This window comes from Fontibacter flavus, assembly GCF_042432905.1.
Lineage (GTDB): Bacteria > Bacteroidota > Bacteroidia > Cytophagales > Cyclobacteriaceae > Fontibacter > Fontibacter flavus.
This window is the reverse complement of sequence record NZ_JBHLWI010000040.1, coordinates 57,072-71,295: the sequence shown is the minus strand read 5'-3', so window position 1 is coordinate 71,295 and position 14,224 is coordinate 57,072. Positions and strand designations below refer to the sequence as shown.

At 40.2% G+C, this 14,224-nt stretch carries 10 protein-coding genes and 1 other RNA gene; 5 read left to right on the top strand and 6 right to left on the bottom strand.

Features of this window, described 5'->3' with window-relative positions:
* Nucleotides 1-177 precede the first annotated feature (177 nt).
* On the bottom strand, nt 178-1,278 hold the full coding sequence (locus ACFFIP_RS14775; RefSeq protein ID WP_382388462.1) for a chorismate mutase: 1,101 nt from the start codon (nt 1,276-1,278) through the stop codon (nt 178-180).
* Nucleotides 1,279-1,333: 55 nt separating this feature from the next.
* A complete protein-coding gene (locus tag ACFFIP_RS14770; protein ID WP_382388461.1) occupies nt 1,334-2,461 on the bottom strand; it encodes an acyloxyacyl hydrolase in 1,128 nt (375 codons plus the stop codon).
* 248 nt (nt 2,462-2,709) lie between these two features.
* On the opposite strand from ACFFIP_RS14770, the gene ACFFIP_RS14765 reads away from it, so the two are divergent.
* From ACFFIP_RS14765 to ACFFIP_RS14755, 3 genes are all read left to right on the top strand, one after another.
* Entirely contained in the window at nt 2,710-3,900 is a 1,191-nt protein-coding gene (locus ACFFIP_RS14765) for a proline dehydrogenase family protein (RefSeq protein WP_382388460.1), read from the top strand.
* Between the two features lie 122 nt (nt 3,901-4,022).
* On the top strand, nt 4,023-5,741 hold the full coding sequence (lysS, locus tag ACFFIP_RS14760; RefSeq protein WP_382388459.1) for a lysine--tRNA ligase: 1,719 nt from the start codon (nt 4,023-4,025) through the stop codon (nt 5,739-5,741).
* A gap of 582 nt (nt 5,742-6,323) precedes the next feature.
* A complete protein-coding gene (locus ACFFIP_RS14755) occupies nt 6,324-7,538 on the top strand; it encodes an arginine deiminase (protein WP_382388458.1) in 1,215 nt (404 codons plus the stop codon).
* Between the two features lie 20 nt (nt 7,539-7,558).
* On the opposite strand, the gene ACFFIP_RS14750 is transcribed toward ACFFIP_RS14755, so the two are convergent.
* The 3 genes from ACFFIP_RS14750 to ACFFIP_RS14740 form a co-directional block, all read right to left on the bottom strand.
* Entirely contained in the window at nt 7,559-8,122 is a 564-nt protein-coding gene (locus ACFFIP_RS14750; protein ID WP_382388457.1) for a DUF3109 family protein, read from the bottom strand.
* A 67-nt stretch (nt 8,123-8,189) separates the two neighbouring features.
* On the bottom strand, nt 8,190-8,342 hold the full coding sequence (locus ACFFIP_RS14745; protein ID WP_382388456.1) for a hypothetical protein: 153 nt from the start codon (nt 8,340-8,342) through the stop codon (nt 8,190-8,192).
* Nucleotides 8,343-8,641: 299 nt separating this feature from the next.
* Nucleotides 8,642-11,080: a TonB-dependent receptor domain-containing protein gene (locus ACFFIP_RS14740; protein ID WP_382388455.1), complete on the bottom strand. Its 2,439-nt coding sequence runs from the start codon at nt 11,078-11,080 to the stop codon at nt 8,642-8,644.
* Between the two features lie 369 nt (nt 11,081-11,449).
* On the opposite strand from ACFFIP_RS14740, the gene rnpB reads away from it, so the two are divergent.
* Both rnpB and ACFFIP_RS14730 read left to right on the top strand, forming a co-directional pair.
* Nucleotides 11,450-11,847, top strand: an RNA gene (gene rnpB, locus ACFFIP_RS14735) — RNase P RNA component class A.
* Between the two features lie 18 nt (nt 11,848-11,865).
* Nucleotides 11,866-13,023, top strand: a complete 1,158-nt coding sequence (locus ACFFIP_RS14730) for a sigma-54-dependent transcriptional regulator (RefSeq protein ID WP_382388454.1) — start codon at nt 11,866-11,868, stop codon at nt 13,021-13,023.
* Between the two features lie 187 nt (nt 13,024-13,210).
* Here ACFFIP_RS14730 and ACFFIP_RS14725 read toward each other — a convergent pair whose 3' ends face one another.
* Nucleotides 13,211-14,206, bottom strand: coding sequence for an acyl transferase (locus ACFFIP_RS14725; protein ID WP_382388453.1), 996 nt, complete (start codon nt 14,204-14,206; stop codon nt 13,211-13,213).
* Nucleotides 14,207-14,224 lie beyond the last annotated feature (18 nt).

The window sequence follows — 14,224 nt, the reverse complement described above, 5'->3', positions numbered from 1 at the left end:
AAAGAAGGTAAAATATGCGAAGACTGCGATTAACATGTTTCAAATGTAAAGGGTACTTCTTTAAAAACAAATCAATTTTTGAATAATTTTTTAAAATTTATTCAACAGGAGCCAACATCATTCATCATTCAGGCAATTTGAATAAATTTTTCAACAAATTCCAAATAATATTCCGTATCACTTTTTCTTCTCTTCCGAATAGAAGGCTACGCCCATGATCTCCTCTTGTTTCTTAATGGATTCTGTATGGATAAGCTGGAATAATTCTTTAACAAACTCAGGATTGACCTGTAAGGCCCTCGCCCATTCAGGCCTTGTCTCGAACACCTTCTTCCATCTCTCCATTTGGAAAATAGCCACATTGTTCATTTTCTTGTATTCCCCTGCTTTTTCCACCAACCTCATCCTTCTGCTCAATGCTTCAAGAATCTCCCTATCGACCTCATCAATATGCTCACGGATAATTTCTAGCTGAGACTCGAATACAGGATTATCCACAGAAACCAATCGGGTATGGAGTTGGCCAATCAATTCCGCAAGAGCCTCCGGCTTTAGCTGCTGGGCAGCATCAGACCATGCTTGGTCGGGATCTATATGCGACTCAATGATCAATCCGTCAAAATTCAAATCCAAAGCCATTTGTGCGATATGGGGAATCAAATCTCTTTTTCCACTGATATGACTTGGATCATTGATCAAGGGAATTTGAGGATAACGGGTCCTGAGTTCAAGAGGTATCTGCCAGGTGGGACTATTTCGATAAACAGTATCGTTGAAATTAGAAAAGCCCCTATGGATGGCTCCCAACCTTGTAATACCTGCATGATTGATCCTTTCCAAAGCACCAATCCATAATGCAAGATCTGGATTAACGGGGTTCTTTACCAGAACAGGTACATCTACACCTTTTAAGCTATTGGCTATTTCCTGAACAGTAAAGGGGTTGACCGTCGATCTTGCCCCTACCCACAGCATATCTATTCCAAAGCGCAATGCTTCCTCCACATGAAAAGGACTTGCCACCTCAATAGCAAATTTCACCCCATATTTTTCTTTGACCTCCTTTATCCAGGGAAGGGCAATACTTCCCACACCTTCAAAACTGTTTGGCCGGGTCCTTGGCTTCCACACTCCTCCTCTGATCATGTCGATTCCGTTTTTTACCAAAGCAGAAACTGTCTTATCCAGTTGCTCAGGTGTCTCGACACTACATGGTCCTGCGATGACAAAAGGTTGCTGAGGGGATAGTCCCCAGTCTTTTAAGCTCTTGATTTCCAATTTTGATCTTGTTTTGGAGATAAAACACTGAATTTCGCCGGTAAGTTTATCATAATTATTTAAAAATAGAGTATCCCAAGGTCCATTCAAAAAAATCTGCCTTTCCTTTATGGGCCTTGATACTCACCCCTGCAAACATATTATTGTTGAACCTATACCGCAAACCTGCTCTCTGATAATACCAGTTCCACTCATCATTGTGGGAATTTCGGTGCAGATATGCCCCTATTCCCATCGGTGCATATAGATGCTCTGTCAATAGCCACTCCCAAGAAGCGAATACACCAAAGGAATTAGAATCCCAAAATGGAGAACTAATCCCATTGGCCAACCTACTTTCTGCATTTGCAGAATAAAAATGGTCAAACCCGATTCCCAATCTATGTTTATAGGAAATCTCACGCAACACATGTACGCCGCTTGCCAGCTTTAAATTATTGGCATCGCCGATAAAGTATTCCCTAACCCCAGGTGCAACATATACATGCAATACCGTTTTCCTTTGGTGCTGGGACAATTGGGTATGGCTAAAATCTTTATCATGGTCCTTAGTCAGCCTGTAAGAAGCTCCTAAAGACAACGGGATCAAATTAATACCTGAATTGGGAAGGCTCGATGCACCATTTGAAAAATGCTTAAACCCTAAAGAAGCATCTATGTCTGTGCGGTCTGTCAACTTTCTGGAAAGTTTGAAACCAAGGTGAAGATAAGCATTCCTATTGGAGCCAATAAATAGGTTAAGCGGGTTTTCCTCCGGATCAAAAGGATTAAAATTATACGAAAGCCCATAAGAGAAAAAATAATTGAGCTTCCAGTTCTTATCAATATTACGACTCACAGGCGTTTCCATAAAAAAATACAGGGCATTTGGTTCACCTACATCTGCATTATGAAAAGTAGATGCATAAAAACCCACTCCAAATATCGGAAACCTGTACACCTTTGCATAGGTAGATTCTGCCCCCTGTCTAAATCCTAAGCGAGCATCAAGTCCCAGGTAAGTGGATCTATTCCTGACCATATCTCCAAATTCCGTCCCATTTCCCAACATAGGCCCCCCTTCAAAACTCAAATCAAGATATTTAACAAACCTTGGAGGATCTTTTTTCAAATTAAAAAAAGACTGAGCAACAGTCAGATACGGAATCAACAATAACAAAATAATTGCATAAGTGCTTTTCATACCTAGATTGGAATAATACGCGCAAAAATTTTCTACGACAAATAAAGGTTTTTAGCCAAAATACTCCCGCAAAAAGAGAAAGTATTTTAACTATTACCAAATTCCTTATCCAGGAATTTTCTATTTTTAAAAGCTAATAACACATTTTGAAACAGTGAAATAACTATCAAAATAACCGCTGCAAATAACCAAACAAACGCTATCTGACTGGAGTTTTTTTGATATATTTGCAGCTTGATCCAACCCATATGCCAGTAAAACCCAAAATTTCTTTTGAGAATTTAGAAGTGGCCTTTGCCTCTAAATCGGATAACGAATTGAGGAAGATGTATTACATCTTTGCCACTGTCAACAATAATTTGGCTGTAAGCTTGGGAACCAAGTTGGCCAATTGGTCTTTTGCTTTAGGATTACCTATCAAAGGCCTAATGAAAGCAACCATGTTCGGACATTTCTGCGGAGGTGAAAACATCTCAGATTGTGAAGTCTCTGTACAAAAACTTGCCTCATTCAATGTCAAAACCATCTTGGATTATTCTGTAGAAGGAAAAGGAGATGAAGCAAGTTTTGATGCCACCAAAAATGAAATCCTGAAAACCATCCAAAGGTCTGCTGATGACCCGAATATTCCTTTTGCGGTATTCAAGGTGACAGGACTTGGAGATTATCAGATCATGACCAAAGTGCAGGAAGGTAAAACGCTGAGCAATAAGGAGCAGGAAGCTTTCCGAAAAATTCAAAAAAGGGTGGATGAATTATGCCGCGCAGCTTATGATGCAGGAACCAAAATCCTCATAGACGCTGAAGATTCCTGGTATCAGGACACTTTGGACAAAATGGTCTATGAAGCCATGGAAAAATACAACAAAGAAAGCTGTGTGGTTTTCAATACTTTCCAAATGTACCGCCATGACATGCTTCAGAGACTTAAGGATGCCCATGAAATTGCAACTCAAAAAGGATATTTCCTTGGAGCGAAACTGGTAAGAGGGGCTTATATGGAAAAGGAAAGAGAAAGAGCTGACAAAATGGGATACACAAGCCCTATCCAACCAGATAAAGCTTCTACAGATAGGGACTATGATGCAGCTGTTAGGTTCTGCATTGAAAATATTGCCACCATGAATTTGGTTTCCGGTTCGCATAACGAACGTAGCAATCACTATCTAGCTGAACTCATCTCTGAGTTTGGATTGACCGAGAATGATGAAAGGGTTTATTTTGCCCAATTGTACGGAATGAGTGACAATATTTCATTCAATCTCGCTGATGCAGGCTATAATGTAGTGAAGTATGTACCATATGGTCCAGTAGAAAAAGTCATGCCTTACCTGTCAAGGAGAGCTGAGGAAAACACCTCTGTGGCGGGACAAAGCAGTAGGGAGTTTGACCTGATCCGAAAAGAAATGGCCAGAAGAAAGGCTCTGAAAAACCATTAATCAAACAAAAAAGTTAAAAGAGTAATCGAAACCTAAAAATCATCATATTTAAAAAAAGTGATGGATACATCAAAACATCCTGAACAGATGATTTCACCATATATCTCAAATCTATATTTACAATGCAGTTATTAAGCGAACAGGAGTTAGAGAGAAGGAAAGACAGGGAAGAATTGATGAAACTGGGGATTAATCCATATCCAGCCGAAACCTTCCCAATCAATGTCACCGCTGAAGACATCCATAAAAACTACGAAAACAACAAAACCGACTACAAAAGCATCTCAATTGCAGGAAGGTTGATGAGCCGCCGGATCATGGGCTCTGCTTCCTTTGCAGAAATTCAGGATTCTACAGGAAGACTGCAGATTTATATCAGAAGAGATGACATCTGCCCGGAAGACGACAAGACATTTTACAATACTGTCTTTAAGAAGTTGTTGGGCATTGGAGATTTTATCGGTGTAAAAGGATACATTTTCACCACCCAAACCGGTGAAATTTCCCTTCATGTGACTGAGTTAAAAATCCTCTCTAAGTCTGTAAAGCCACTTCCTGTGGTAAAAAGAGATGAAGAAGGCAATGTTTATGACGGCTTTACTGACCCGGAATTAAGATATAGACAGCGTTATGTGGATCTTACGGTAAATCCGGAAGTAAAGCAGGTGTTTTTGACCCGTTCAAAAATCATCACCAACATGCGCAGTTATTTTGATGATCATGGATGGCTGGAAGTTGAAACGCCAATCCTGCAACAGGTACATGGAGGTGCTGCAGCGAGGCCTTTCCAGACACATCACAATACTTTGGATATGCCGCTTTACCTGAGGATTGCCAATGAGCTTTATCTGAAAAGATTGATCGTAGGTGGTTTTGATGGTGTCTATGAGTTCGGCAAAATGTTCAGAAATGAAGGCATGGACCGTACCCACAATCCTGAATTCACATCCCTTGAAATATATGTGGCTTACAAAGACTACGTTTGGATGATGGAGATGGTAGAAGAACTTATCGAAACGGTGACATCATCCATTCATGGCACCACAGTGGTTAAAGTCGGTGAAAATGAAATTGATTTTGCCGGACCATACAGAAGGCTGACCATGTTTGACGCCATCAAGGAGTACGCAGGTGTAGATGTCAGCGAAATGGACGAAAACGGACTTAGAAAAGTCTGCCATGACCTGGGCATTGATATCGATGACAGTATGGGCAAAGGCAAATTGATTGATGAAATTTTCGGCGCTAAGGTGGAAGACCACTTGATACAACCGACCTATATCACAGATTACCCAGTTGAAATGACGCCTTTGGCTAAAAAGCACAGAACTAAAGAAGGATTGGTGGAAAGGTTCGAACTTTTCGTCAATGGCAAAGAAATAGCCAATGCTTATTCAGAACTGAATGACCCAATTGATCAAAGGGAGCGTTTTGAAGATCAATTGAAACTGGCAGCAAGAGGTGATGACGAGGCTATGGCCATGGATGAAGATTTCCTGAGAGCTCTGGAATACGGTATGCCTCCAACCTCAGGGCTGGGAATTGGCATTGACAGGCTGACCATGTTGTTGACTAATAAGTCCACCATCCAGGAAGTCCTTTTCTTCCCTCAGATGAGACCGGAGAAAAAAGTAAAAATTGCTTCAGATGAGGACTTTATGGAATTGGGTATCCCTGTCGGCTTGATTCCTGCCATCAGAGACCTAAATATCTATACCATTGAGCAATTGAAAGAACAGGATGCAAACAAACTCTTCAATGACGTTTGTGGAAGAAGGAAAAAACTCAAATTAGAAGTTGCCAACCCCTCCAAAGAAGAAGTTGAGCAATGGCTAGCTTGAACCAAAGATGGTATATCTTCTTAAAAACTCTTGAGAATTGAGGTCTTTTAGACAACTTATTAATATGGGTTGATCCATAATCAGTAATAGAAAAGAATGAAAAATCAATGCCGCTTGAGTTAGTTTTAGATATTTAATCTGCAAAACCGGGTCATTAGGCCCGGTTTTATTTTTTCACAAACCAAAATAAGCCCATTATTACCCAAAGTACTGCACACCCAATAACATAATAGGAGTCATAAATCATGATATCCAAATCATACGGTCCCGAAAGAAAAGTACCAATCAGACCAACGACAAGACATATTGAAAACCTCAACATTTTCATTTAGACAGAATATCCATTTATTTGAATTCCATTTTTTTCTTTACAAGACCAATTCAAGCCACATTTTTTTTACTTAAAAAGTTGAAGAGAAAAATGACGCTTTCTTTCTTACAAATAGAACCCCTGTCAATCACAGGTTAAATCAAGTCCTATTTTTAACAAAAAACCAAAAATTAAAGCAATTATTGATAATTTTTCATCTAAAAAACCATTTATTTACGTTAATTTTAAGATGGAAGATAAATTTTTGAACCATGAATCTAAGACTGAATTCCGAATTTGGGACACTTAAGGCTGTCCTGATGCATAGACCCGGCAAGGAAATAGACAGGTTGACCCCTTACAATAAAGAATATTTGCTTTTTGAAGACGTGCCCTACCTGGAAGCCATGCAAAAAGAGCATGATTATTTCACAGATTTGATCAAGCAGACTACAGGAGCCCATGTATACCGATTACATGAACTCTTGATCCAAACCCTTTCAGATCGGAGCATTCTTGAAAAACTCATGGAAGAAGCCCTGAAAAAATCCGGCCTTCCCGATTTCAAAGAACCTATTTTGGAGCGCTTTTCCACTGCTGAATGTGCTACTGTACTCACTGCAGGCATCAAAGTCCATGAACTGAAACGAAAAATCCCAAAGCTACCCAACAAAGAATTGATGGACTATGCTTTTGTAATCCCACCGAGCCCCAACTTATATTTCCAAAGGGACCCGATGGCCATCACACCTGGCGGCATCATTTTTTCAAGTATGAAAATGGAGGGAAGACAAAGGGAAGCTGACCTGTTGAGAATAATTTTTGAAAACCATCCTGAATTCAAAGAGCATGTCAACAAAATCTATCCCATCAATGGACATGACAATCCTCCAAGCATTGAAGGCGGGGATGTCATTGTATTATCCAAGAAAGCCATTGCTATTGGAAACTCAGAGCGGACGGATGAGAAAGCCATCTACCATGTTGCCAAGTCACTTTTGGCTGAGGGAACAGTAGAACGAGTGTATGAAGTCCACCTGCCCAAAAAAAGACAATACATGCATTTGGATACTGTATTCACTATCCTGGATGAAAATCTTGTTTTAACTTATCCGGATGCACTCAATGCTGTATTACAAACCTCCCTCTATACCTTGAAAGAAAATAATGGAGACAAAATCCATATCAAGCGGAAGGTATTAAATGAGTCACTTCTTACCGTCTTGGAAAAAGAAATTCCTCACTTGGAAATTCTATCCACTGCCAATGGAAATCCTGATTATGCCATGAGGGAGCAATGGTTTGATGGGGCTAACGTCTTTGCCATAGGTCCCAGAAGAGTGATTTCTTATAATCGAAATATCCACACCAACCGAGCATTGCGAAGTATGGGAGTCGAAGTTCTTGAAATCCCCTCCTCAGAATTGTCAAGGGGCTTAGGCGGTCCTAGATGTATGACATTGCCTTTGAGCAGGGCAAGAGTATAGGATTTTGAGGAGTTATAACACTATCCTTCAATCTCTTTGACCAATTCTTCATACCAGGCCAACCCATATTTTCTAATCAGGGCATCCTTAAGAAATTTGTAGATAGGAACCCCAAGTTTACTCCCCAAGCTACAAGCTGGACTGCAAATATCCCAACGGTCGTAATTTAGGGCATCAAACTGGTCATATTTGGTTACTCTGATTGGATAAAGGTGACAGCTGATTGGCTTTTTGAAATCAATTTTACCATCTAAATACGCTTGCTCAATACCACATTTCAAGACGCCTTTTTCGTCATATAAGGAATAGGCACACTCTCTGTTATCTCCAATGGTAGGAGTACACTTATCACCATCCTTATCTATCACCCAAGTACCCTGGGCTTCTATCACTTTTTTACCCTCTTCAGTGATGTAATCTTTCACTACGGGATAAATCTCTTCCAGAATTCCCGTCTCATCATCCTCCAATGGCGCACCAGAATCTCCCTCCACACAACAAGCCCCCTTGCATTTTTCTAAATCACAAACAAAAAACTGCTCTTTGATATCATCTGAGATAACGGCATTTCCTACAAGTATCATTGTTTTATCAATTTTGGACCACAAAGGTAGGCATATTGGGATAAATTCAACCTATAGCCAACCTAAACTACTTCCAACCCTTCTTCCTGACATAAACATCCTTCGAAAGTGAGGCGATAATTGCTCCATTGCTATCCACCACCTGACAAGGAAAAGTGATGGTTTTCTTACCCAAAACATATTCTTCATTTTTAATTGAGGTGATTTCTTCCAGACTCAACTTAAAATCAGTGTAAACTGTACCTTTTCCCGGTCGGATAAAATATATTTCAGCTGATTTGTCTCAAAAAATGTAATATTTACCCAAGTTGATGATCAGGATAAACATAAAAAAAGAACCGTTCTGATTTCTCAGAACGGCTCAACCCAGCACTATGAAGAAAAGCTTATTAAGCCTTCCAATACATAACCTGAACGTTTTTATTTTGTTTCAAAATTATTTCATTTTTTTTAAATGAAGAATACTTGCGCCAATCTATAAAAAGAATCCCAACCTAAATCTTCTTAGGAGATGACTGATTAAAACCTGAATTCATATCCTGCAGTGATGAATCTCGGTAATCCAACACGGATTCCCTGTGGTCTTCTTGAAGCAATATACCTTTCATCTGTGAGGTTTTTGATAGAAAGATTGAATCTTGAATGCCATTTAGAAACCTCATAAGAGAATACTGCATCAAAGACTTTATAAGATGGGATTACACCAATCCTTCCATCAACACTGGCTTCAGCTGTATTCAATTCATCTCCAAATTGCCTTCCGACAAAATTCCCGACCAACCTCAATCCAAAACCTGACTCTGTCTGCAAGGTAAGAGCCGAGTTCACAAACCAATCCGGGGCATAAGGAGTCCTGTTACCGTTTATATTCACCCCATTTATAAACCTATCCTCTGCAAAGGTAGCCCTTAAGTAAGTTGCATTGATATCATAGGTCAATTTGGTTTTGCGCATGCCCAATAAATTACTAAAATCCATCACTACTGCAGCTTCAACTCCTCTGTTCAAAGTTGCACCGCCATTAACCAAACCAAATCCAAGACCACCGGAGGATTCAGAAACCGGAATGACCTGATTACTGAAATCCATCACAAAACCAGTTGCTTCCACAAATAACCAAGTTGCAGGCTCTGTCCTCAATCCAAACTCATAATTCACACTTCTTTCAGCCTCTAGGTCTAATGCTTCTCCTAAAGAAGTTATCGCATCTTTGGTTCTTGGAGGTGCAAACCCCTTGTGAACACCTCCAAAGAGGTTGATTTTTTGTGTAGGTCGGTAATTGAATCCAACACCAGGAATGATTTCATTGATTACATTTCCCGCAACAAGCACTGTATCCCTCAATCCCAATCCTGCAAAACTCCTTCTTCTGATGTCCCTATCATAATCGAAGTTTTCAAACCTCAAGCCAACATTCACATCTACTTTTTTGGTGATGTTTACTTTATTTTGAAAATAAGCACTAAGCGCATATCCGGTCCTTACTTCATCCTCCACCAAATTGCCACTTTTGACACCTGCCCTGGTACCGTTTACTCTCTGTTCAAAGGCCCTTTCGTATAAATACCTGGTGCCTACAATTAATTCATTTTTTGTGTTGAACAATTGATGGTCGATCTCAAGCCTTGGTTCAATGCCCCCTACTTCAAATTGCCTGTTTCTGTTTCCAGTACCGTCTCTCATGAAAACTGCACCTCCCGGAACCTCTCTATCACCCCAGACAACTCCCGTCCAATTGGCCGGCGGAGTATTGTTATCATTGATACTAAAGTCCTGTCTGTTCCAATTTCTGGTAGTAGAATAGCCATAAGCGATCGTCCTTAATCTAACATTCTTATTGAACCTATACTGGTGGCTAAAACTCAAAGAATATCTTCTGACATCTAAGCGGTCGTCAGGAGCCATTCTCACAAAATCCTCTTCTCCTCCCCTATCAAACATCACCTGATTGATTCCTATGTAGGTGGCATTGGAAGACTCGTTATACAAACCCAATTTCACCCCCAATTCAGACTTTTCATTGATATTGAATAAGAATTTGGTATTGAAATCAGTAATGTCAAATTCAGTAGCACCAACATTATTAGCGCTTTTCCTTAATAAATTGGCCTGAACCCCGGTATTCCCGAAAGTATTCCCATAATTGACGATACCTGAGAAGAATCCACCCTGACCTCCTTGTACATACACAGAGCCTTCTTCTTCCTGAGGAGGATTTGCGGTGATATAATTCACTACACCTCCAATGGTCTGAGGACCAAATAGTACTTGTCCTGATCCTTTTAGAATCTCCACACCAGACATTCTATCCATTGCCGGCGTATAATACATTTCTGGTTCACCATATGGGGCCAAAGCTACCGGTACTCCATCTTCAAGAACCAGCACACTCCTACTTCTATCAGGATCCAATCCTCTAATTCCGATATTGACCCGCATACCAAGACCCTCTTCATCCACCACATGGACCCCAGGAGACCTTCTCAACACTTCGTTGCCACTTAATGGGTTTACTGTCTGGATTTCTTTGGCATCAAGATAGGTGACAGAACCAGGCACCCTACTAAATACCCTGTCCTTGCTGGCAATAACCGTAATCTGTGGCATCTCGACCCCAGTTTCTTCAAATATCAAATCCAGTTCACTGATCTGACCTCCTCTGACCTGTACATTTCTTGTAAACGACTTGTAGCCTACGGCTGACACCTTCACAGTGTATTCACCATCGACCAAATCAAAAATCTGAAAGGTGCCATCAAGTTCTGTATAAGCTCCTTTTACTGTCCCGACAACTAAAATATTGGCAAACGGAATCACTTCTCCTTCTAGGGTACTCACTTTGCCAGTAATTACCAGAGATTTTTCGTTATCACCGATGAATGTCGCCGCTTCAACATTGGCAAAAACGCCAATAATCAATCCAAAAACCAATATCAAGGCAACTGAAAATCTAGCCATATTCTTCTTTATCCTTATTTAGATTTAATTCAATTAACGACACAAAAGTATTCTCTATTTAAACTTAATCCAAATAAGGGCTAGCGGATTTCAATATTATTTATTTATTGCCTGTTGGTTTAAATAGAAATTGTCAATGACTAGTATAAATCCTATTAATACTGAACAATAAGCCTGAAAATCAAATCCACTTCAAAATAAGTTTGTACAGTTAAGTCCTTGGAATGAAGCCTTTATTGATTCGAATAATTCCAAAACTGCGTCATTGGCATGATAAAAAGGAGATTTTCTGTTTTTAAAAGATAAAAGAATACCCTTTTAAAAAAAATATACGTTAGCCAACATTAGATTTATTACGTTAATTTGCAATGTGCAAGCCGACTTGTCGCTGTTCCGGTTCAATCCGGAAGGGAGGAAAGTCCGGGCAACATAGAGCGCCATACTTCCTAACGGGAAGGGACCTTGCTGGTGACGGCAAGGTTACAGACAGTGCCACAGAAAATATACCGTCCGCCGTGGTGGATAAGGGTGAAAAGGTGGGGTAAGAGCCCACCGCCCCGACAGTGATGAAGGGGGCACGGTAAACCTTATGGGTTGAAAGATCAAATAGGTCCTGCCATGAAACCTGGTTTCATAAGAGGCTGCTCGTCTCTATGCAGGATGGGTAGATCGATTGAGCCCTGATGTGAATCATGGCCTAGATAAATGACAAGAGATTCATTCGCTGGAATGATGAACAGAACCCGGCTTACAGGCTTGCACCTTTTTCCATTAAACTTAAAACTATGTCGAAAATCCTGATCATTGATGATGAAAAAGTCATCCGAGCAACATTAAAAGAAATCCTGGAATACGAAAAGTATGAAATATCCGAAGCCCAAGATGGGGAACAAGGCCTGAAAATGATACAGGAACAGGAGTTTGACCTTGTTCTCTGCGATGTCAAAATGCCTAAAATGGATGGATTGGAAGTGTTGGAGAAAGTGGCTGAAATGGAAAAGCAACCCCAGTTCATCATGATTTCGGCTCATGGCACCATTGAAACGGCTGTAGAGGCCACCAAAAAGGGAGCCTTCGATTTTATTCCTAAACCACCCGATCTCAACCGGCTCCTCTTGACCGTCAGGAATGCTTTGGACAAGAAAAATCTGGTTTCTGAGACAAAAGTGCTAAAGAAAAAGCTTTCACAGAAAATGGATATGGTGGGTGAATCTCCTGCTATTAAACATGTCAAAGAAACCATTGAAAAAGTTGCACCAACTGATGCCAGGGTATTAATCACAGGACCAAACGGCACAGGTAAAGAACTCGTGGCCCATTGGCTGCACAAAAAAAGCAACAGGTCTGATGCGCCTTTTATTGCGGTAAACTGTGCTGCTATACCTGCAGAATTGATTGAAAGTGAGCTTTTCGGTCATGAAAAAGGAGCCTTCACCTCTGCAGTCAAGCAAAGGATTGGAAAATTCGAGCAGGCAAACGGGGGAACGCTCTTTTTGGATGAGATTGGAGACATGAGTCTTTCCGCACAATCAAAGGTTTTGAGAGCACTTCAAGAACATAAAATCACCCGGGTAGGTGGAGACAAAGATATCAAAGTTGATGTCCGCGTATTGGCTGCTACCAACAAAGACCTGAAAAAAGAAATTGAGGACGGCAACTTCAGAGAAGATTTATACCATAGACTGAGTGTGATCCTTATCCAGGTTCCAGCGCTCAAAGACAGAAAAGAAGACGTTCCCTTATTAGTGGAAAAATTCCTTGAAGATATTGCCAATGATTATGGCTCTGCTAAAAAAGACATCAGCAAAGAGGCCATCAGCAAGCTACAGGAATTCCCATGGACAGGAAATATCAGGGAATTAAGAAATGTGATTGAACGATTGGTGATCTTGGGCGAAAAAACAATCAGCCTGGATGATGTAAAAAAATATGCTGACTTCTAACGGTCAGCATATTTGTTACCCTCTGATTTCTTTGCTATCAACTGCTTTGGCATATGCCGGGCAAGGTTTGCTCGATGCACAGGCACCCAAAGTCAAAAGGCCTAAAGCCATTGCAACAACTGCTAATCTTTTCATGCTTTTCAAATTTTTAAAACCAAATATGTCTAATTCTTAAAGGAATACAAAATTAATTGACCATTAAATTACAGCCCCTCACCTCACTATTATCAAATCTACCCAACACTTCAAGCATTCCGTCTTCAGCAATTCTGCCCAAATCCTGCGTCTCGATAAAAGCACAAGAGTGAAAATTGGCCAAATCAATCACATTAATTCCTCCCTGTCGTTTTGTTGAAAAACTAAAAGGATCATTCACATCTCGCAATAAAACGCACATCGTCTCCGGAATATTGTATTTCCCATCTCCTTTTGAATAGGCCTGCGACATCAGCTCGGTCATCCCATATTCAGAATGTATCCTGTCCACTCCAAAAGCAGGCTTCAAAATATCATGTACTTCTTCTCTGATCATTTCCTTTCGCCTGCCTTTCATCCCACCTGTTTCCATCACCAAAAAATTTTTCAATTTCGGAATATCCAACCCTCCTTCAGCCAGGTCCAATAAGGCAAAAGTTACCCCTAAAAGCAAAACCTGTCTCTTATCAGATTGAAGTTTAGCCATTACATCCAGTAGCTCTTGGTGATTGTAGAGATAAAAACCGGAATGCTCGGAACCGGATTTTTTAATAAAATAATCTGCCATGCTGACCAAGGAACTGCCCTTCCTCTCCAAGTAGGCAGGAAGCAGTGCCAAAACATGAAAATTCTGAATTCGCCCATATTCCTTTTCAAAAAGTTGAAGCGCATGATTCAGATAAAACTCTTCTGACCAAAAGTAATGTCTACTGGTAATCGCTCCAGTGGAACCACTACTGGAATAAAATCCTTCATAAAGAGAGGTATCCCCACAGATAACAGGATAATCTTTAAAAAATCTGATGGGTAAAAAAGGTATTTTCTCTATTTCATCTACCTTATTGACCTCAATTCTCCTGGCATCTACGTATTGCTGATAGATTTTATTGTGCTGATATTGAAACCGAAAAAGTTCTAAGGCCTTTTCTTCAAAATTTTTTATTTTCAAGCTCAGGATATCCTCTTGAAAACTTTTGAAATAATTCATCGTTTTATAATTTGTCAT

Coding starts and splice junctions, on each gene's coding strand:
- ACFFIP_RS14770 (WP_382388461.1), bottom strand. CDS start 2,461: ATGAAAAGCACTTATGCAATTATTTTGTTATTGTTGATTCCGTATCTG.
- ACFFIP_RS14755 (WP_382388458.1), top strand. CDS start 6,324: ATGAATCTAAGACTGAATTCCGAATTTGGGACACTTAAGGCTGTCCTG.
- ACFFIP_RS14730 (WP_382388454.1), top strand. CDS start 11,866: ATGTCGAAAATCCTGATCATTGATGATGAAAAAGTCATCCGAGCAACA.
- ACFFIP_RS14725 (WP_382388453.1), bottom strand. CDS start 14,206: ATGAATTATTTCAAAAGTTTTCAAGAGGATATCCTGAGCTTGAAAATA.
- ACFFIP_RS14765 (WP_382388460.1), top strand. CDS start 2,710: ATGCCAGTAAAACCCAAAATTTCTTTTGAGAATTTAGAAGTGGCCTTT.
- ACFFIP_RS14750 (WP_382388457.1), bottom strand. CDS start 8,122: ATGATACTTGTAGGAAATGCCGTTATCTCAGATGATATCAAAGAGCAG.
- ACFFIP_RS14740 (WP_382388455.1), bottom strand. CDS start 11,080: ATGGCTAGATTTTCAGTTGCCTTGATATTGGTTTTTGGATTGATTATT.
- lysS (WP_382388459.1), top strand. CDS start 4,023: ATGCAGTTATTAAGCGAACAGGAGTTAGAGAGAAGGAAAGACAGGGAA.